Source organism: Streptomyces sp. NPDC013317, from assembly GCF_055563155.1.
In genome coordinates this window covers 74,268-94,586 of the sequence record NZ_JBVHDX010000016.1, presented here as the reverse complement: position 1 = coordinate 94,586, position 20,319 = coordinate 74,268, and the positions used below count along the sequence as shown (strand labels likewise).

Here is a 20,319-nt window from a genome sequence, read left to right as displayed (position 1 = left end):
ATTACGGGACAACTCTTAGCCGAGCTCGCCCGGCAAAAGCATGCAGCATTTTGACCAGCGCCATACTAGGAGCCTTATCGAAGCAGACAATGCCGAAATCTGAAACACGCAGTGAACCTGTTTCACCCTCCAGCACAGAATGAAACAGGTTCAGCTCTTTCAGCTTGCTTTCATGGAGGGTGGTTCCACGCCGCTGACCTGCAAAGCTTCATCACCCTGCAACCCGATCGGTGGCCCCCCTGAAAGAGCTCTAAGAACTTTCCCGCTGATCAACCGCTGCTTCATAGAAGGCATCTGCGAGGGCGACGATGATCGAGTTGATGGCCGGCCCGTCGGTAAAGAAGTAGTCGGCCATCGTGTTGTGGGCATCCTGGTTGTCTGCGACCGCCTCCGTAACGGCTGCCTGGAAGTCCTGCGACTCCACGAACTGCTTCTTGGTGTTCACCTTGGTCTGCTTGACCAGGTTCGGGTCGGCGAGCAGCCGCTGGACGAGGCTCTGCACGAACTCCCTGATCTGATACTCGGCGAACGACTCGGCACCGAAGAGATCGTTCATCTTGTCTATGACGACCTGAAGCGCAACGTACTTCGGGTCCTTCTTCGTCCCCGTGCCAGCGGCACTAATGCCCTTCAGCTGCCCGTCGCCCACGAGCGAGATATCGGCGGGGGCCGCCTTGCTATGCTTGACCCCGACCAACACCACGTCGGAGAGATCCACGTCAGCCGTCCAAGCGGACTCTGCGATGACCTTCTCCAGCAAACGCAGGAAGATCGAGAGCATCTCCATGTAGGGGTCGCCGTAGTCGACGATCTGGGACATGAAGTCATAGAGGCGTACGTAGGTGGAGACGTCCTTGCGGAACAGGTCGAGCGCCTGGAGCGCGACCTTGTCTTCCTCCTCGATCGCTCGTGCGTAGCGGCGCCGGAAGTCGTGCTGCGCCGGGCTGATCGCTGCTGAGAGCGCGTTGTTGCCCTTCCGGGCCATCCACAGCGTGGCGACCTTGCGGACATCGTCATCGGTGTAGATCCCGGCCTGGGCGAGTTTGTTGGCCAGGTGGACGACGACGTACGGATCGGTCTCGGTCTCCAGGGCCGCGTTCTTGAAGTACGGCTCGAAGGCCGCCCTGATGTCATCGGGCTTGTTGGCGAAGTCGATGACGAACGTCTTGCGCTTCTGCTCTCCGCCAGCGGTGCGGTGGGTGCGGTTGAGCCGTGAGAGCGTCTGCACCGCGGCGATCCCCGACAGCTTCTTGTCGACGTACATCGCCGAGAGCAGGGGCTGGTCGAAGCCGGTCTGGAACTTGTTGGCGACCAGCATGATCTTGTACGTATCGCCCTTGAAAGCGGCCGCCAGGTCAGCCCCGGCGCCGGGGTTCATGTTGCTCTCGGTGAACTCGTCGTCCTTCGACGGCTGCGGGCCCCAGTCGCTGTGCCAGGTCTCGCCCTCGGCCATCGTCACCCCAGCGGAGAAGGCGACCAGGGTGCGGTAGTTGTACGAGGCGTCCTCGGCGCTGCGTCTGGCGATGTAGGCGTCGATGGCCCGCTTGTACTTCACTGCGGACTTACGCGAGTCGGTCACCACCATCGCCTTCGCCTTGCCTTCGAGGAGGTCGGCGACGTTGGCGTGGAAGTGCTCGACGATGATCCGTACCTTCTGGCTGATGTTCGTCGGGTGGAGCTGCACCCATCGCATCAGGCCCTTGCGGGCGGTGGCCTCCTCGACCTCCCCTCCGTCACCGCTCTCGGCCTTGCCGGCGATCTTCAGCGCGGTGTCATAGGACTGATAGCCCTTGAGCACGTCGAGGATGTAGCCCTCCTCGATCGCCTGCTTCATCGAGTACAGGTGGAATGCGTACGGTTTCCCGTCGGTGCTTTTACGGCCGAACAGTTCGAGGGTCTTGTTCTTCGGCGTCGCGGTGAAGGCGAAGTAGGAGATGTTCTCCGACTCGGCCCGCTCGGTCATCTCCGAGGCCAGGATCGACTCCACATCGACCTCGCCCCCCTCCTCGATCTCCTTGACCTCCTCGGCCGTCAGCACCTGCTTCAGCTTCGAGGAGATCTGACCCGACTGGGAGGAGTGCGCCTCATCGGCAATGACGGCGAACCGCTTGCCCCTCAGGCCGGCGTCGGCCCGTATCTCGTCCAGCGCGTGCGGGAAGGTCTGCACTGTCACGGCGATGATCAGCTCGCCGTTCTTCAGCGCCCGCGCCAGCAGGCCCGACTTCGACTTCGCGCCGGCCTTGCGGACATCCTCGGGGCTGATGGTAGCGACGATCTTGCTGGTGCCGTCAATCTGCCGGATCGCATCCTGCAACTGGGAGTCAAGCACGGTGCGGTCCACGACCACGATGACCGAGTCGAAGACCTTCTTGTCATCGACATGCAGCCGCGCCAGCCGGTGGGCTGTCCAGGCGATGGTGTTCGTCTTCCCCGACCCGGCCGAGTGCTGGATCAGATACCTCTGCCCGACACCCTCCTTCTTCACCTCCTCGACGATGCTCGTGACGGCCTCCCACTGGTGGAACCGCGGGAAGAGCATGCTCGTACGCCGCACCGAAGTGCCGGTGGTGACGTCCCACTCCTCCTTGGTCTGCACGATCATCAGCCGCCCGATGATGTCCAACCAGGCGTGCTTCTCCCACACCCGCTCCCACAGGTAGGCCGTCGCCGACCGGCCGTCCTCGCCGGGCGGGTTGCCGGCACCGCTGTCGAAGCCGATGTTGAACGGCAAGAAGTGGGTCTTCTCCCCTTCCAACTTCGTGGTCATCGCCGCCAGGTCGTTCGAGACCGCGAAGTGCACCAGCGCCCGGTGACCGAACGACAACAGCGGCTCCCGCCGCCCGTTCGTCAACGGATTGCGATCCCGCTTGTACTGGTTGATCGCCTCGTCCAGCGACTGGGTGAATTCGGTCTTCAGTTCCACCGTGGCCACCGGGAGCCCGTTGATGAAGAACACCAGGTCGATACTGCGCTGGTCGGCGGTCGAGAAGTGCACCTGCCGCACCATCCGCACCCGCATCATCCCGTAGTGCGCTGCCGTGGTCTCGTTGAGCGACGTCTCCGGACGGAACTGCGCCATTTTCAACCGGCCACCGCCGATGTACTGCACCCCGTTGCGCAGGATGCTCAGCGTCCCACCGCCGTGCTCCAGCGGCCGGTCGAGCGCCGCGGTCAGCACGTCGAGGAACTTCTCCTCCGAGCCTGCCGCTTTCAACGCCTTCTCGTACGCCGGCCTCTGCGTATCCTTCAGCCAATCGAACAGATCGTCCGGGAACAGTGCCCTCTCCCGGTCGTACCCCCTGCCGTCGCGGTCGTTCTTCGAGTACAACCATTTGTTAGCCTTGAGGTACTCACAGATCTCCGTCTCGAAGACCGCCTCGTTGTGATCGGCCATCACATTCCCTCGCGTACGTCGAGCTGCCCCGTAACCGTCGCCGTGATGAGCGCTGTACGTCGCTCCCTGGAGAACTCGATGAACCGCTCGGTCTCGGCAATGAGTGTGTCGACCTTCGCGGTCTTTTCCTCGAGATACTCGACAATCTGGGTCTGCTCATCTCCAGGCGGAACAGCCACTGGAAAGCCAGCGAGGAGCGGCCGCCGCAGCGACTCCATAGTCACGGTGTTACTGCCAGCAAGCGCGATCGACCGCAGGAATGTCGAGAGATAGTAATAGAAGTATCGACCGCTAATCCCGCGGAAGTCGGTAAATACGTAGACCCGCTGGTGGGCCTGGAATTTGCCGTCAAAGTAGTGAAATACCTTTCCGGTTCCCCCTTGCCCATCACCCGGGGTCATCACAGCCTCGCCGTCGAACGCATAGTCATCCGATCGCAGAATCTCGCGCCCGCGAACATAGAACGGGTAAGCGCCATCGTCGGAAGCGTTCCCCGAGTCTTCATCACCTGTCGTGATGGTGCAGAGATGGCGTGTCGGAACCACGGTCCACGCTGACGGAATCAAACCGAGAAAATCGCTGCCCGAAGCACGTAGGGGTGCATCGCCGTCCAAGCCGCGCAGCAGGACCGCCCGGATCGCCGATTCCCGGCGCTCGCGGAGCATCTCGATCAGCCGCTGCTGCTCCTCAATGAGCGTATCGATACGGGCTGTCTCCCGGTCGAGGTATTCGGCAATGGCTCGCTGCTCGCCCGCCGAGGGCAGGGATACCTCGATCGTCTTCATCTCGTCCCAGTACAGGCGCCACTGGGAGGGACGGATACCCGTGGATCTGAGGGCATACTGGTCGACCAGGCCACGCGAGCGAAGCAGGCTGTGGACGAAGCGCGAGTCATTCCCAGGAGCAATCGGCCGAAGCACCTCGTAGTCGGGGCTCACGATGCCTTCGTACTCGGAGATCCCGAGTGATCCTTGCCAAGCCTTCATTCGATTCACGACCAGGTCACCGGGCCGCACGAGTTGGTAGTTGCTCAGATTCTCGGGTGTGCGGTTGAAGTTGTCGGTGCGACTGTCCTTCGGGATCACACCGTGATCACGGTAGACGCTGAGGACCATCGCGTCCCTGTGACCACGATCGGAAATCGGCTGAAAAAGCCATCCCAGACGTGTCGTCGTCCACCTATCGGATGCAATCGTCGCACTCACTTCTCGACCTCCCGCAGCAGTTCGAGGATCTTCGCGACCTGCTTCTCCAGGTCGGCGTCGATCTCAGCAAGCGGACGAGGGAGAACGTACTTGTAGAAGTGGCGAGTGAAAGGAATCTCGTAGCCGGTCTTGGTCTTAGCCCAGTCGATCCAGGCGTCAGGAACGTGCGGCTTCACCTCCGCGTCGAAGTACATTTGGATGACTTCATGCTTCCCTGCCACGCCAACGCTTGAGCCACCGTAGGTAAAGGGCACATTTTCCGTGTCGCGCTTTTTCGAGTCGGGTTTCGGGTTGCCCTTGCGGTCGACGACAGGGTTCCCGTCCGCATTGAGCAGGGGGCGCTCAACGGTGATGGTCCAGTAGCCGAACTCGTCGTTACGCAAAATCTTGGAGAAGTCAGGGTCGGCGTCCTTGAAGTCGGCGTACAGACGCACGATCTCAGCGCGGTCGTGGTCGCTGATCTCACGCCCCTTGGAACCGAGGTTCTTGCGCATCTTGGTCCAGAACGACGTGCCGTCGATGAGCTGGACCTTGCCCTGGCGATCGGGGTGCTTGGTGTTGTCGAGGATCCAGATGTAGGTGGCGATGCCGGTGTTGAAGAACATGTTGGTCGGCAGGGCGACGATCGCCTCAACAAGGTCGTTCTCCAACAGCCACTTGCGGATGTTGGAGGGGCCAGATTCAGCGGCTCCGCTAAAGAGCGGCGAGCCGTTCATGACGATGCCGACGCGACCGCCGCCGTCCTCGGGCGCGCGCATCTTGTGGGCCAGGTGGAGCAGGAAGAGCATCTGCCCGTCCGAGGTTGCGGGGAGTCCCGGCGCGAAGCGGCCGTAAGGGCCGGCGGAGTCGCGCTCTTCCTTGATCGCCTTGGCGTACTGCTTCCAGTCCACTCCGTAGGGAGGGTTGGACATGCAGTAGTCGAACTGGCGGCCCTTGAAGGCGTCCTCGGTGAGCGTGTTTCCGAAGGCGATGTTGTTCGCGTCGTGGCCCTTGGCGAGCAGGTCGGACTTGCAGATGGCGTACGACTGCGGGTTGTACTCCTGGCCGTACAGGCTGAGCTTCGCCTCGGGGTTCTCGGCGAGCAGATGCTCCTCGGCCAGGGAGAGCATGCCGCCGGTGCCAGCGGTGGGGTCGTACAGCGACCGGATGATGCCGTCCTCGGTGAGGTCGACGTCCTTCTCCGCGAAGAGAAGGTCGACCAGCAGTCGGATCGCGTCACGCGGCGTGTAGTGGTCTCCGGAAGTTTCGTTCGCGGCTTCGTTGAACTTGCGGATGATGTACTCGAACGCATCCCCCATGTCCGCGTTGGACACCACGTCGGGGTGCAGGTCGACGTCGCCGAAGGACTTGACGATCTCGCGCAGGAGCCCGGCCTTCTCCAGGGCCTGGATCTCCTTCTTGAAGTCAAAGTACTCGAACACGTCCACATCGGAGGAGAACCGGTCGATGTAGTCAGTGAGGTTGTCCGCCAGCCCGTCCGCGTCGGTCAGCAGGTTCGCAAACTCGTAGTTGGAGGTGTTGTAGAAGCTCCGCCCCGTGACCTTCTTGACCTCGATCTTGAGCCGGTTCGGGTTCTCGTACCTCGCAGCCAGCTCCCGTACGGCCGCGCGGTCCGGCTCAAGCAGGCAGTCGAGTCGTCTCAAGATCGTGAACGGGAGGATCACCGTTCCGTACTGGTTGGGGCGGTAGGGGCCCCGAAGCTGGTCAGCGATTGACCAGATGAAGCTACCGAGCGTGCTCACAAGGTTCCTCACGAGGATCGTTTAGCGGTGCCGACCACTCTGCCAGAGGTAGCAGCCAACGTCCCACGGTCTGGCCACTGGCGCCCTTCGGCCTCGTACGTGGTGCGCGAGATGAAGCGCGAGTGTCAGGTTTTCAGCCATCTGGGAGCCCTCTCCGTCGACCGAGCACGCTGCCTAGCGCCGCTGCGTGGGCACAGCCGCTTCGTCTGCTGTACTCGGCCTACACCAGCCGGTGCCGCGACGGCTTTATGCGGAATACCCAGAGTCCCCCGTTGATTTTTCTCTGCAGGGATCACGGAGGGGGTGCTGGTGGCTGAGCTGATGTTGTTCCGGCAGGACGCGGACGGGCGGGATGTGGAGTTGCCCGGGTCGACGGTAGCGCTGGAGGTTGAGCTGCAGCGACGGGTCGAGGCCGGGCTTGAGCAGATGCCCGGTATCCGGTTCCTGGCGTCGGAGTACGCGACCGGTCCGTGGCATCGGGGGCGTATTGACACGCTCGGGCTGGATGAGAACGGCAGTCCGGTGGTGATCGAGTTCAAGAAGGGGTCCGACAGCGGGGTGCTGTCGCAGGCCGTCTCTTACATGGCGTGGCTGGAGTCAGCACAGCTCGAGTTCGAGGCACTCGTCAGGAAGGTGCTCGGCGCGGAGGCGGCCGAGTCCGTCGACTGGCGGCGTCCGCGGATGGTCTGCATCGCTCGGTCTCAAGAACGACGATCGGGTTCAGATACCAGGCCGGTCCGACTCGGGGCTGCGACCCGGTATGAGCAGTCCACTCGGGGCGGTACAGCGTGGAAGCCAGCAGCTCTTCACGGCGGCCGAGGACGGCGGCGACGCCGATCGTCCATGTGGCCAGCATCGCGGGGACGTGGCGCAGCTGCTCAAGGTAGTCGTTGTACCTGCCCGGCTTGGTGTCGCGCAGGCGGACGAGGCGCTCGACGGCACGCTGCCACACATGGTTGTGGGTACCGTCGTCGTGGAAGACCCCGTTGGCCAGCAGGTGCAGCAGGGTGTCGCTGTCCGCCCGGTACCCGCGGACGTTGGAGCCGAAGACGTCGGCCCATTCGGCGCCGGTAATATTCACCGGCCGCTCCTCGGGCGTGCTGTGGTCGACGATCTGGGTGACGGCCTGGTCGACGAGGTCGAACAGCTCGATGCGGCGGAGGGGGTCGGGCAGGGCTCGCTTGAGCTGGGCCACGGCCGCGTCCCGGGTGATGGGCGCGGTGGTCATGTGGTCGAGGGCTTCGATGCGGCGTACCAGGTCGGTGAACAGCTCGTCCGCGCTCTTGCCGTCGATCACCACCGCATCATGCTGTGCGGTGAGGTTCTGGGCGGCGTCGCTGAACCGGCCGTACTGCGACCAGAACAAGGGATACCGGCGCGACCGGGTTCCCCCGACGGCCCGGACGAGCGCCTTGTCCCAGTCCGCGGACCAGCCGCATACGATCAGCCCGTACTCGTCCAGGACCCGCTCCAGGAGCTGCTGGAGCTCGTCCGGGTAGGTCTCCAGTTCGTCGACGGTGTTGCGCTGCTCCAGGTCGGCGTAGTCGCCGTGCAGCTTGATCACGGTGACCTGGCTGTGCACGAGCGGCTTGATGCCCTTGATCTGATCCGGGCGGCTCACCACCTGGGGAGAGATCCCGACCTCCTGCAGCGCCCGCTCGGTGAGCCGGTCGAAGTTCGTGGTGAGGATGACGCGAATGCTGCCGCGCTTGACCAACTGGGCGATGGCCCGGTGCGCCGCGGTCGGGCCCTTGCTGTCGTCCTGACCTTCCTCGGGTTCGAAGTACTCCGCGAGCATGGCCTGCCGGGAAGCGGGCTTCGGTGCTGCGGCGGCGAGCAGGGCGGAGTAGCCCAGGGTCTCGTTGGTGTTGACCTCCCACCACTTCTCGGGGTCGGCAATGGCCTCGGCCCGGGCATCGGGGTTGTCGGGGTCGCGGACGGCAGCGACCTTCCCGACGATGTCCTGCACGACCCCCCAGCCGGTCTTCACTCCCGAGGCGATCGAGATGCCGGCCCCCAGCAGCAGCGCGTACACGCCCGGGCTCGAGTGCACATTGAGCGCCATGGCCATCGGAGGCTCGATTAGACCCCCGGCCGGGATGGCGACCGGGCCGGTCGCGTCGTCGCTAGCCACGTATGCCTCCTTCTGCCGATGACTCGCCCGGCGGGCGCAAGCTCATCAGCTCCGACAGCAGGATACCGGATTAATCGTCACTGTGACGAGAAACGGGGACCAGCCTTCGGCGACATGGTGAGCCCGCGTTCCGTCGACGTGCTGGAACGGGATGCCGGAGTGCCGTCAGCGTCACTCCCGTCGGACGGGTCCGGCAACGCCGGGGCCAGTACGATCCAGGCGGCCTTGGCGCCACGTTCCGTGACGTGGAACCCCCACTGCCCCTGGGCCAGCTCGTTCACGATGCGCAGACCCCGTCCACGCTCGACGAGCAACCCGCTCGCCTCCTTGGCCGGTTCGGCGTCCGACGGCGATGTGGCACCGCGGTAGAGGCCCGTGGGGAGCAGAGGGTCCCCGTCATGGACCTCGCAGATGTACCTCCTGGCGGCCGAGCGGACGTGCACCTCGTACGGGCCTCACGCGTGCTCGTGCGCGATCGCCACAAGCTCCGAGACGGCCAGGACGCCGTCACTGACGACGTCCCCGGACAGCCCCAGGTCCGTGAGGACACGTCGCAGGACCGCGCGGGCTTCGCCCGTCGGGTTGGGAGTGTGGTCGGTCCAGCGGTACACGAAGCCGGTTGCGAGTCACGCGCCGAACAATGGATGCCGGTGTCCCTGATGCTCATGGGCGTTTATGAGCGCAGGGGCTGCGAGCGGGCGACAGGGCCCTCCAGTGAGACCGCCGACCCGCCGCCGGCCTTCGCCTCCACCCGCCTGATCACTGGGAGTATGGGCGGGTGAGTGCTGACGCGTTGGGACACTGGGTGCCGGATCGTCCCGAGGATGTGGCCGCCGTCTTCGCCACGGCAGACTTTCCGTGGTGGATCGCCGGTGGCTACGCAATCGAACTCGCGGTCGGCCGCGAGCTGCGCGCACACGGCGATCTCGACGTCCTCGTCCTCCGGCGCGACCAAGCCCTCGTGCGGGACCTGCTGGCCGACTGGGACCTGTACGTGGCGGACCCGCCCGGCCAGGGAGAGCTGCGACTGTGGCGTCCTGGAGAGGTCCTGCAGCCACCGCTCCACGACATCTGGTGCCGCCGCACGCCGAAGGCGCCCTGGTCCGTGCAGCTCATGCTGGACGAGGCGGAGGGCACCCAATGGGTCTCGCGGCGTGACCCGGCAATTCGGCTCCCGATCGACCAGCTCGGGCGCACGAGCAAGACGGGCATCCCGTACCTCGCGCCCGAGGTCCAACTCTTCTACAAGGCCAAGGCGACCCGGAACAAGGACGAGGCCGACTTCGAAGCTGCACTGCCGCTGCTCGACGCTCCGGCGCGCGCCTGGTTGGCGGACGCGATCAACGTGATCGTGCCCGACCATCCCTGGCTTCGGCGGCTTCTACCTGTCAGCCGAACTTGAGCGGAGGAACGCAGCAGAGGTCAGGTTGCGGTACCGAGTCACCGCGGGCGACACGCCCTCCGCAACTGGACTTGGCGCTGAGGAGGTGGCAAGTCCTGGTCACACACGTCGTGCTGGCGAAGATGAGGCACAGTCGCCCGCATCGCACGTGTACTGGGTCGTAGCCCTTCGGACACTCCGTCAGGAGGCGTTCAGCAACCCACCAGTCTCCTCAGCACATCCCCACGACAGCGTGACGCCAGCGCCTCCGTGCCCGTAGTTATGTACGACCAGCCTGCCGTCCTCCTGTCGATCGGCCTCCACGCGGACCGTGGCCCGCGTTGGCCGAGCGCCGATCCGGTGCTCCAGAACACGTGCCTCGGCAAGGAGAGGCTCGACCTTGGCGCAGCGGGCCAGGATGTCGGCCGCCGCACTGTCGTCGGAGGCGAGGTCGCCCTCACCGTCGACGGCGGTGCCTCCCAGGACGACGGTGTCACCGTGCGGATAGAAGCACAGCAGGTCCGGCGAGAGACCTGTGTCCTCGGAGAAGAACTCGGTCAGACCCGGGTTGGTGACGACGACGTGCTGACCGCGGATGGGCCGAAGGTCCGGGTCCGGAGCCAGGTCCTTGGCACCCAGTCCGGCGCAGTTGACGATCACGGGGGCCATATCGGCGTCCGTGAGCGAGGTCAGGTGTCGCCGCTCAACCGTTCCTCCAACGGCATCAAGCCGACGCAGGAGGTAGTCGAGGTAGGTGGGCATGTCGATCAGCGGCACGGTGAACCGGTACCCGGCGGTGAACCCGGCCGGAAGCTCGGTCTGCTTGCACGGCCGGAAGCCTGGCAGAGTGATAGCCCAGTCCGGTGGTGCCTCGGCCGTGCGGGACGCCTCAATGCCGCTGGTCAGCCTGACGCCCGTCGACGGGTCCTCCGCCAGCTCGCGGAAGATCTCCAGGGACCGCTGCCCCCACTGGTCGACCTTGTCCTTCGGTTCGACCAGGTACGGCCCCCACATCGCCCCCGCCGCCAGCGACGTGACGCCGGGCATCTGCTCGGCGATCACGTGCACCGAAGCACCGGCCTCGGCGAGAACGACGGCGGTGGTGAGCCCTGCCACCCCAGCCCCGACAACGACAACGCGCTCCCCTGCGGTCATGATCCCGACCCTAACGGCCAGGTGGCGTCGACGGGGCGTGTTCGGCGAGGGCGTGTTCCAGGACCGGCAGGAAGCTGCGCACGTGGGAGTTGCGCTGTCGGCGCCGCAGGTCTGCGGCGAGCTGGTGGAGCAGGGCCGCACTGCGAGGCGAGCGCACGGCATCGAGGCGGTCGGCAGCGATCTGGCCGATCTCGCACGCGGCCTCCAGGTCACCATGGGCGCTGTGCCCCAGGGCCAGCCAGGCCCCTTCGAACATGGCCCTACGCTGACTGGGGTCGCCTCGCGGGACGTCGTACGCTCCAGAGCGGAGCATCTCCGCCCCTTGGGCGAGGAACCTCCGTCCTCTCGTTCCGCCGTCGGCCTTCAGTTGCGCGCGGCCCATCTGAATGAGGCCGTACCCCGCCTGGCAGTCCAGGTGGTTGTCGGTGAGGAAGTACATCCAGCGAGGCTCCTCCTGGCTACCGTCCCGGCCGGCGATCAGCTCGCGGGCGGCCCCGCGGGTGTGGGCGAAGTCGTTGTCCCGGCCGGCAGCGGCGTACGCGTAGGCGAGCCGCGACAGGACGGATGCCCGGACGACTGGCGGGGCGGCGTCGCTGGCTCGGCGGGCGGCCTCGCCGAGGGCGATGGCATCCGCGGGGTGGCCGCGGCTGGCCGCCTGGAAGGAGAGGTCGCCGAGGATGTGGGCGCACAGGGGCAGGTCGTTCACCTGGTGCGCTGCCCGCAGCGCGGTGGCGAAGTAGCGCTGTGCCAGGCCGTGGTCGGCGGCCTCGAAGGCCATCCAGCCAGCCAGCTGGCCGATCTCGGCGAGCGCACGGATGAGGCGGCTCGCGACGGCGGGAGCATGACCGCCTTCGCGGATCAGCAGCCCGACCGCACGGAACTGGGCACCCACGTAAGAGAGGTGACGTGCCCCACCGTGTTCGTCGTCGAGCGCGGAAAGCATGGGCAGGTGCTGTTCGACCTGGTCCACGAGCGGATCGGCACCCACGGACGGCGTGATCCGAGGTGCATATTGGCCGCGCCCCGCGGTGCCGTCGAGGTACTGGGCGACGATCGCCAGGAGTCCCGCGCCCGAGATCGCGAGGAACCGGCGTCGGTCTACGAGCCCTCCCATCACCCAGTCCTCCACGATCGCCTCCATACCCTGCACGGTCCAGGGCCGTGCGAGATCCGTGTCCGCAGGGACGAGCGCCGAGGAATCGCCCACGCGGCCCTGCCAGAGTTCGGCCACCGAGACAGGTCTACCCAGTTCCTGGGAGAGCACGTAGGCGGCCATCATCGGTAACGGCGAGCGCGGCAGTGAGCCAGCGTCCCGCCAGTGGTACGGCGCCGACTCGGCCACCGTCCCCGCTCCGAACACCCTGTTCAGCTTGCGAGCAAGCGCCTTGGGGCTCCATCCGAGTTCATCCAGGCACCCCGCCAGTACGTCGTTGGGTTGCCCTGCCTGCGGTGCCACGTGCGACCACCTCTTGCCCCAGTGGTTCATCCATCACTTCTCGCGCTCCCTCATGGTGACGCCCTCGGACGGCTGATTCACCTCCTTCTAAAGGAAGTTGACCGAGTTGACCCGTTGATCGGGTCCTGCGCCACCCCGCTCCTCCGGTGTTCTTGGATCCCGGCGGAAGGCGCCGCCCCCGGTGCCGACGGAGAACGAGGTGGGCCTTGAGACACCGCACGAGCACCTCCCGAAGCCTTCTCGGCAGTGTGCTGGACCACGACACCGAGCGTCCGGCCCGCGTCTCGGCGTCCGGGCACGCCGACGGCGCCGACGCGACCACGCTGATCACGGATCTGCCGTACGGGCCGAAGGCGGCCGAAGTCGCGCGGGAGGCTGTGGCGGTCGCCCTCCACGACGCCGAGGCGGACCTGCTTGATGACGCCCGCCTGATCACGTCGGAGCTCGCGACGAACGCGTTCGCCTCGGGCAGGCCGCCTCTGGTCCTGTGCGTCGACCGCAGAAGTCAGACCGCCGGTGGCCTGGAGGTCGAGATCACGGTCACCGACGGCGGCTGTTCTGACCCCGCACCCTCGTCCACTCCAGCTCCTGAGGAGCAGGCCGAATCGGGACGAGGGCTGGTCATCGTCGAGGCATTGGCCGATGCCTGGTCGCTGACGACCGGTACCCACGGCACCCGTGCCTGGTGCCGGCTCAGGCGCGGCTCCCACCACTCGCCCGACGGCACCCATTGATGTCCACGCTCACGACCCCCCTTCCTCGAAGGAGGCACCACACGGTGCGCATCGACCATGCCACTCCACCTCCCCCGCCGACGGCCGCCGTACCGGAGGCGGTGCGCCAGCCCCGTGTCGTCGTCGCCCTCCACGAGGGCTTCTATGGCGCGGCGTCGGGCACCGGCTTCAGCAACCGCGCCTTCCTCACGGCCCTCACCCGCCTGCTGCCGCCGGGCCACCTTTCCGTCATCACCCCGCATATGTCGGAGACAGCGGGTGCGCACGACCGGCGGTGGGCCGGCGAAGTCCAGCAGATGCTGCGGCAGGCCAGGGCCGACGTCATCACGATCCCGGAGGTCCAGGCGGCGCCGGACTCGATCCACGGCTCCATGCAGCTGTGCGACCTGGCAGGCGAGGCGGCCGTACGCATCGCCGACCGCGCGAGCCGGTGCCTTCTCATCGGCCTCGACATCCCCTTCCTCGGGCTGGCCCCCTACACGTCGCCGACCACGGACCTGCTGCTCGTTCCCCGCTCCACGACGGCGCTGACGAGGCCCAAGGACATGTCCCGAGTCCGCTGGGAGCGGGACGCCCTGCGGGCGGCGACCGTCCGAGGCGGGCGGATCGGCGCCATCTCCTCCCACATGCGGGGCCACCTCGTCGTCAGTTACGCCGTCCCTCGGGGAAGCATCGTGAGCGTCCCGAACGGGCTGATCCGGGAGGAGATGGCCCGGCCGACGAGCACGCCGCCCCTGCCTTTCAAGGCACGCGCCGGATTCCTGCTCGCCATGGGCCGTGCCGTGCCGACGAAGGGCTTCGACGACCTCCTGGAGGCGTTGCACCTCCTCAAGGAGCGCGGGGTCCGAGCTCCGCACCTGGTCCTGGCGGCCGTGACCTCGGAGGAGCACGAGCGCCCCACCTCGTATCAGGAGGACCTGGCAGCGCGCATCCGTGCCTACGGCCTGGACGCGACTCTGATCACGCGCTTCACCCCCGCGATCCGCGCCTGGCTGCACAACCCGGCCCTGCGCGCCGTCGTCGTTCCTTCCCGAGAGGAACCCTTCGGTCGCATCCCCCTGGAGGCGTTCGCGGCGGGTGCTGGCCCGGTGGTGGCTACCACGGCCGGCGGGCTGGCCCAGACCGTCGTCGAGGGTGAGACCGGCTTCACCGCCGCACCGCGGGACGCCAGGTCTCTGGCCTCCGCACTGCACCGCGCCCTGACCGTCCTGCCCCGAGAGCGCGACCGGCTCCGGAGCACCGGGGCGGCCCTGGTGCGCTCGCGTCACGACTACGAGGCGAGCATCGGTTCCGTCGTCGAACGCATCGCTCCTTGGGCTCTCGCGCCGGCGTCCAGCGCGGAGGGCCGAGCGCGATGAACCGGCCGGTGGTGGTGATCAGTCTGGAGTCCCCGCACTCCTTCTGGCGGCTGTCCGCCGAGCACGAGCGGGCGCTGTCCGCCGCCTTCCCCGGTGTCGAGTTCCGTACGGCGACCGAGGAGGCCGTGCCGCACCGGCTCGCCGAGGCACACGTCTACTTCGGCTGGACGTTCAAACCGTCGTGGCTGTTCGGCGCGCCTCATCTGAGGTGGATCGCGTCCCCGGCCGCCGGCACCGACCATCTGCCCGTCGCCGAGGCCCACTCCGTCGGGGTGGCTCTGACCCGCTCGTACGGGTTCCACGGCAGGCCCATGGCCGAGCACGCCATGGGCCTGGTTCTGGGTTTCTCACGCGGGTTGTTCATGAGCCAGTTCGCCCAGCGGAACCGGACCTGGTGGAAGAACGACCTGGCCGAGGAGTTCTTCGACCTGGCGGGGGCGACGATGACCATCGTCGGCTGCGGCAGCATCGGCGGACACCTCGCTCGTGCGGCCCGCTCCTTCGGCATGGACGTCATCGGCGTACGGCGGACGCCGCCGGTGACCGCCGAGGGTGGGATCACGTGGATGCACACGTCGGCGGTGCACCAGGCGGTCGCCGTCGCCGACGTGGTGGTCGATCTGCTGCCCGCCACCCGGGCCACCGACCGCTTCTTCGAACACGACCTCTTCACGGCCTTCAAGCCGAAGTCCGTCTTCCTCAACCTCGGCCGCGCGGCGACCGTCGACCAGGCGGCCCTCCTGGCCGCCCTCAACGCCGGCCGCCTTCGCGGCGCCGCCCTGGATGTCTTCGACCCGAAACCGCTGCCCGCCCGCCATCCGCTGCGGCTCCACCCCCGGGTCGTTCTTACGCCGAAGAGCTCCACGCTCAGCCGCACGTACATGGACGAGGCGGTCACGTTCTTCGCCGACAACCTGCGCCGCTACCTCACCGACCAGCCGCTCAACGGCCTGGCCGAGGTACCCGTTGCCCGCTCTCCCCTCATAGGAGGCTGACCAATGCCCACCACGCGCCATCACGACCTCGCCGCCGCCTTCGCCGCGACCGGCCGCAACCACCCCTACCTGGCCTTCACCCTGAACTCGCTCTGCAACCTGGACTGCGTGTTCTGCAAGCCCCGCTGCATGCCGGACTACGGGCACAAGGACCGCCCCCTGACCGCCTCCGACTACGCGGCCATCGCCGCCGAGGCCGGGGCCTGGAAGATCAAGAAGGCGCACTGCTCCGGCGGTGAGCCGACCCTCCGGGCGGACATCCTCGACGTGATCTCGGGCCTCGCCGACGGTCTCGGGGCCGACGCAGCGATCGGCATGACCAGCCACGGCAACCTGCGCCGCGGCCTGAGCGTCGAGAAGCTTCACGGTGCCGGCCTGACGTACCTCAACCTCAGCCTCCACAGCCTCGACCCCACCCGGTCCGCCGAGATCATGGGCGGCGGCGACCCGCGCATCACCCAGCGCACCCTCGACACCGCCCTCTCCCTCGGCCTGAGCGTGAAGATCAACTGCGTCCTCCAGCACACCTACCTGGACGACGCCTTCGCCGTCGCCGAACTCGCCCGCGACCTGCCCATCGCCGTCCGGCTGATCGAACTCCAGAACATCGGCCCCGCCCAGGCACTCTTCGACACCGAGTTCATCAACGAGGCCGAGGTCCGAGACCGTCTCCACGAGTGGTTCGCGAACGCAGGAGAGGTCCGCAGGGACGAGCTCGGGGTCCGCAGCCCCGGGCAGTACCTCCGCCCGGACGGCTGGGCGGGCTCCATCGGCTTCATCTCCAACTCCAGCTGCGCCACGTGCTCCGACGCCAACCGCATCAAGATCACACCCACCGGTGTGGCCCGCCCCTGCATCCTCCACAACCGCGACATCCCGCTGAAGCCCCATCTCACCGAGGGCACCCTCGGCGCCGCCTTCGCCCACCTCTTCCAGGCCATGCTCGACCGCAACACCAACGACGCCTGGCAGGGCTTCCACTACGTCGACTACGACCTGCGCTGGGACCGGATGGAGCGCCCCGAAGGCACCCCGGTCCTGCCCCTGCTCCCGCTCCTCACCACGGACGCGACCCAGCCCACCTGCGCCCGCGCCTCCACGAGGGAACGCTGATGGCGGTGGTGGAAGCTCCGCCCCTCTACTCGGGACTCGGAGCGCTGTACGAACGCGAGCTGGACGCCCACGGCGTCGGGGCGGTGATGCTCGCCCACAAGTGGCAGCCGACCGACCTGCTGGCTCCCCACTCCGACATCGACGTACGGGTCCTCCTCCCCCGGCCCCCGGCGGACTGGGAGGAGTGGAACCACCGGCTGGCCGCCGCGCACGCCGCCGCGGTCAGCCGGAAGGTCTCACATCGGCGACTCCTGGAGCATCCGCCCGGCTTCGCGTTCACCGGGGCCGAGGCGGACGGGCGGCTCGTCTCCGCACCCGAGCTGGCGACCTGGTCGCTGATCAGCGGGAGCGCCCGGGACTTCCAGCGCTGGAAGTCCCGGGCCCAGATGGCGTCTTGGTGCGACGTCGACGCGCGGTTCTACCGGGGCATCCTCCACGGGCGGCTGGGCGGCCGGTACCAGCTGGCGGCGGACAGCACCGACAACGTGGTGGAGAACATCGCCGCGTACCGGCGCCACTGTGTGGCCTGGCACTACCTGGCCCCGTGCTGGTTCGCCGCCTCCGCGCTCGCGACACGGACCCGCTGCCCCGGTAAGACGGCCGCCCTCACGCAGTGGAGGCCGGACGGGCTCGACGGGTACGCCGAGCTGTTCCTCGGGCACGCCGAAGACCGACCCGATGCCCGTCCGCGGAGTCCGCGGCACCTGCTCCGCGCGGCCCATGTCGCTCTAGAGGCTGCGATGCGCCGCGTCCCCGACACCAACATCCCCGTCGGCCAAGGCGAGGAACAGGCCCGTACCGACTGGGTGATGACAGCCGGGATGCTCCGTGTCCGCGTCGCCCGCTGGCTGTACTACCTCGACCCGCCGCCCGGCGTGGCGACCGACTACCTGATCCGGCGCGAGGCGAAGGAACTCCAGTCCGCCGCATGGACCCTGAACGCGCTCGCGGCGGACCAGAGCACCTCTGTCCAGCGGCTGGCCGCCCGGATGGCGACGCTGATCCCCACCGGACCGACCACCGCCGGCACCCTGCGCGCGACCCTCTCGCTCTGGCACCGGCAGAAGTCCACCGTGCAGGACTTCCTCAGCCTCACGCCCGCTGACGTCCACCCCTGACCCAAGGAGTTCCGACATGCCCGCGCGTGCGCCCCTGCCCCGCGCCCTGAAGACGGCGAAGATCAAGATCACGACGAAGTGCAACCGGTCCTGCGACTTCTGCATCTTCGCCGACGGCGCCCAGGGCGAGAACATGTCCCAGGAGCTGTTCTCCACCATCCTGACCCGGCTGGAGACCATCCCCTTCCAGCAGCTGCACATCAACGGCGGCGAGCCCACCGTGCACCGGGACTTCCCCGCCCTCAGCGACGCGGCCCGCACCCGCCTGCCGGACAAGGTCATGGTCCTGGGCACGGACGCCATCACCCTGGCCCGCAACAAGCGGATCATGGAGGCCACCCTCCGGTCGTACGACCAGGTCCTCATCGGCTGCGACGACGAGCACGAGAACTACGACGAGGTCCACGCCGTCGTGCCCCGCCTCCGCGCGGCAGGCAAGACCGTGGTCATCAACAGCGTCCTGGAAGGCATCAGTTCCACCCGCCTCACGCAGCTCGCGAGGCTGTGCGACAGGCACGGCGCCATCCACGTCACCAACCACGTGCACCACGTCGACGTCGGCCAGCCAGCCAACGAGCTGCGCGGCATCTGCGACCGCTACCTCGACCAGCACCTGATGATCGAGATGGACGGTTCCTGCTACCGCTGCTTCAACGCCATGGCGAAGGACGACAGCGAATTCAGCATCTGGGACGAGGACTTCGCGGCCAAGGTGTTCGCGCCCCGCGGCCACCACTTCCGGTTCTGCCTGCGCTGCCACGAGTACACCGACTCCGGCGCCGCCGTCCTCCCCACCCCGGCCAGGACCGCCGAGCAGGCCGTGTCGGCGACGGCGGACCTGGGCCTCGACGCCCTGGCGGTCGGGGACACCTTGCTGCTCGCCGACCACGTTCCCGACCCCCGTGCCACGGCCCTCCGTAGGAGGTGAGGCGGATGAACCCCACCGATCTGGACCACGTCCTGACCGTGCTCGGCGCCGCCGCGTGGGGCAGGGACGAGCAGTCCCGCGCGCGCGTCGTCGGCGCCCTCGCGCTCACGGTGTACGACGGCCACACCCGCGACCAGGGCACGCCGTACCTGGAACACCCGCTGGCCGTCGTCACGCTCTTGCGCACCGAGATCAGGGTCAGCCACCCCGAGACCCTGCTCCTCGCCCTCCTTCACGACGCCCTGGAGGTGGCCCCCGAATCGGAGGCGCTGCTCGTCCAACACCTCGGCCCCCCTTTCACCTGCCGCCTGCGGGCGATGACAGCCGACCACCGCCTCGAACAGCGCCCCAAGGCCGCCGGCGACGAGTCCAGCTGGCGCTTCAAGCAGGCCGCGCTCCCGTCCGAGGACCTCCTCGTCCGGCTCGCCGACCGCCTCCACAACCTGCGCGATGTCGCCGCCTCACCAAACATCGACCGGCGTCGGCGGTTCCTCCAGAGCCTGAAGGACTTCTACCTCCCGCTCGCCGACGCCGCCTGCGGCCTCAGTCCCCACCTGGCGGCCATGCGCGCACTGCTCCACACCGAGTACGTCCGACACCAACAGGAGGTACGTCCGTGAAGCAGGTCGTCTACTCGATGGAGCCGGTCGGTCGGACCGGTGGCCGGGTCTACCTGCGGATGCTCCATGAGGCGACGGCCGACGACGTGGAATGGCGCACGATCCCGGACCACAAGCGCACCTACCGCGTCCGCCGCTGGCGCAAGCTCCGCCACCTCGCCCGCCTGGCCCCGACCATCCGGGCGCTCGACAGCACCACCGGCACCTTCATGTGGGACGACCTGAGCCTGTTGCTCTTCACGCCGGAGATGCGGGCCCGCACGGTGTTCCTCCTGCACCACTACGAGCCGCTGCAGCACGACTCCGCCCCGGTCGAGGCCATGCTCTGGGAGCGCCTGTTCCGCGTGTTGCCCCAGTGCGCCGCCGTGGTCTGCGTCGCCCCGTACTGGGCCGACTTCCTCCAGGCCCGAGGCGTCCGCAACGTCCGGGTGATCTACAACGCCTTCGACATGACGGAGGTCGAGCGGGCCCGCGGCTTCGACCGAACCGAGTGCCGCGCAGAGTTCGGTCTGTCGCCGGACGTGATCGGCGTGTATGCGGGCAAGGCCGTGCACTGGAAGGGCACCGAGAAGGTCTCGGCGGCCCTGGCCGACACGCCCGGGCTGCGGGTGATCACCAGCGGCAGCAACACCATCGGCTTCGACGGCGCCCACTACGACGTGGAGCGCGAGCGGTACTTGCGGCTGCTGTGCGCGTGCGACGTCGGCGTCTTCCTCCCCCAGATGCGGGAGGGCTGGAGCCGCTGCGTGGCCGAGGCGCTGCTGCTCGGCCTGCCCTGTCTGATCCGCCCGGTGGCCGGCCTGGGCGACCTCGCCGCGCTGACCGGCCAGCCAGCCCCGGACCTCGGCCGACTGCCTGCGCAGGTCCGGGAACGCGCAACAGCACGCCAGGCCGAGGCCAAGGCCCCGTACGAGGCCCTGGCCCGCTTCGATCTGAACTACTTCGGCAACGCCTGGGGCGACCTTCTCACGAAGATCGCCTGACCG

At 67.4% G+C, this 20,319-nt stretch carries 16 protein-coding genes; 9 read left to right on the top strand and 7 right to left on the bottom strand.

The window, feature by feature from the left end:
• Positions 1-250 precede the first annotated feature (250 nt).
• From ACZ3IJ_RS31370 to ACZ3IJ_RS31350, 5 genes are all read right to left on the bottom strand, one after another.
• Entirely contained in the window at positions 251-3,394 is a 3,144-nt protein-coding gene (locus ACZ3IJ_RS31370) for a type I restriction endonuclease subunit R (RefSeq protein ID WP_467473686.1), read from the bottom strand.
• Positions 3,394-4,599 (bottom strand): restriction endonuclease subunit S, encoded by a 1,206-nt coding sequence (locus ACZ3IJ_RS31365; RefSeq protein ID WP_467473684.1) that lies wholly within the window; start codon positions 4,597-4,599, stop codon positions 3,394-3,396. Before ACZ3IJ_RS31365 ends, ACZ3IJ_RS31370 begins: the two co-directional genes overlap by 1 nt.
• Positions 4,596-6,341: a type I restriction-modification system subunit M gene (locus ACZ3IJ_RS31360; RefSeq protein WP_467473681.1), complete on the bottom strand. Its 1,746-nt coding sequence runs from the start codon at positions 6,339-6,341 to the stop codon at positions 4,596-4,598. The genes ACZ3IJ_RS31365 and ACZ3IJ_RS31360 overlap by 4 nt, the downstream gene beginning before the upstream one ends.
• A gap of 625 nt (positions 6,342-6,966) precedes the next feature.
• Positions 6,967-8,475, bottom strand: coding sequence for an SIR2 family protein (locus tag ACZ3IJ_RS31355; RefSeq protein ID WP_467473679.1), 1,509 nt, complete (start codon positions 8,473-8,475; stop codon positions 6,967-6,969).
• A 455-nt stretch (positions 8,476-8,930) separates the two neighbouring features.
• Positions 8,931-9,086, bottom strand: coding sequence for a hypothetical protein (locus ACZ3IJ_RS31350; protein WP_467473677.1), 156 nt, complete (start codon positions 9,084-9,086; stop codon positions 8,931-8,933).
• A gap of 167 nt (positions 9,087-9,253) precedes the next feature.
• On the opposite strand from ACZ3IJ_RS31350, the gene ACZ3IJ_RS31345 reads away from it, so the two are divergent.
• Positions 9,254-9,877, top strand: coding sequence for a nucleotidyltransferase domain-containing protein (locus ACZ3IJ_RS31345; protein WP_467473676.1), 624 nt, complete (start codon positions 9,254-9,256; stop codon positions 9,875-9,877).
• 180 nt (positions 9,878-10,057) lie between these two features.
• Here ACZ3IJ_RS31345 and ACZ3IJ_RS31340 read toward each other — a convergent pair whose 3' ends face one another.
• Positions 10,058-11,011: an FAD-dependent oxidoreductase gene (locus ACZ3IJ_RS31340; protein WP_467473673.1), complete on the bottom strand. Its 954-nt coding sequence runs from the start codon at positions 11,009-11,011 to the stop codon at positions 10,058-10,060.
• A gap of 10 nt (positions 11,012-11,021) precedes the next feature.
• Positions 11,022-12,467: a carph-isopro domain-containing protein gene (locus ACZ3IJ_RS31335; protein ID WP_467473670.1), complete on the bottom strand. Its 1,446-nt coding sequence runs from the start codon at positions 12,465-12,467 to the stop codon at positions 11,022-11,024.
• Between the two features lie 206 nt (positions 12,468-12,673).
• On the opposite strand from ACZ3IJ_RS31335, the gene ACZ3IJ_RS31330 reads away from it, so the two are divergent.
• The 8 genes from ACZ3IJ_RS31330 to ACZ3IJ_RS31295 are packed head-to-tail and all read left to right on the top strand — an operon-like array spanning position 12,674 to position 20,316.
• Complete coding sequence (locus ACZ3IJ_RS31330; protein ID WP_467473668.1) at positions 12,674-13,201, top strand: ATP-binding protein; 528 nt, start codon at positions 12,674-12,676, stop codon at positions 13,199-13,201.
• 44 nt (positions 13,202-13,245) lie between these two features.
• Positions 13,246-14,559: a glycosyltransferase family 4 protein gene (locus ACZ3IJ_RS31325; protein WP_467473666.1), complete on the top strand. Its 1,314-nt coding sequence runs from the start codon at positions 13,246-13,248 to the stop codon at positions 14,557-14,559.
• A complete protein-coding gene (locus tag ACZ3IJ_RS31320) occupies positions 14,556-15,554 on the top strand; it encodes a D-2-hydroxyacid dehydrogenase (RefSeq protein WP_467473663.1) in 999 nt (332 codons plus the stop codon). Before ACZ3IJ_RS31325 ends, ACZ3IJ_RS31320 begins: the two co-directional genes overlap by 4 nt.
• A gap of 3 nt (positions 15,555-15,557) precedes the next feature.
• On the top strand, positions 15,558-16,667 hold the full coding sequence (locus ACZ3IJ_RS31315) for a radical SAM protein (RefSeq protein WP_467473661.1): 1,110 nt from the start codon (positions 15,558-15,560) through the stop codon (positions 16,665-16,667).
• Positions 16,667-17,785: a hypothetical protein gene (locus ACZ3IJ_RS31310; protein WP_467473660.1), complete on the top strand. Its 1,119-nt coding sequence runs from the start codon at positions 16,667-16,669 to the stop codon at positions 17,783-17,785. Before ACZ3IJ_RS31315 ends, ACZ3IJ_RS31310 begins: the two co-directional genes overlap by 1 nt.
• Positions 17,786-17,801: 16 nt before the next feature.
• Positions 17,802-18,713, top strand: a complete 912-nt coding sequence (locus ACZ3IJ_RS31305; protein WP_467473659.1) for a radical SAM protein — start codon at positions 17,802-17,804, stop codon at positions 18,711-18,713.
• A gap of 5 nt (positions 18,714-18,718) precedes the next feature.
• Entirely contained in the window at positions 18,719-19,333 is a 615-nt protein-coding gene (locus ACZ3IJ_RS31300) for an HD domain-containing protein (RefSeq protein WP_467473657.1), read from the top strand.
• Complete coding sequence (locus tag ACZ3IJ_RS31295) at positions 19,330-20,316, top strand: glycosyltransferase (RefSeq protein WP_467473656.1); 987 nt, start codon at positions 19,330-19,332, stop codon at positions 20,314-20,316. Before ACZ3IJ_RS31300 ends, ACZ3IJ_RS31295 begins: the two co-directional genes overlap by 4 nt.
• Positions 20,317-20,319: the final 3 nt, after the last annotated feature.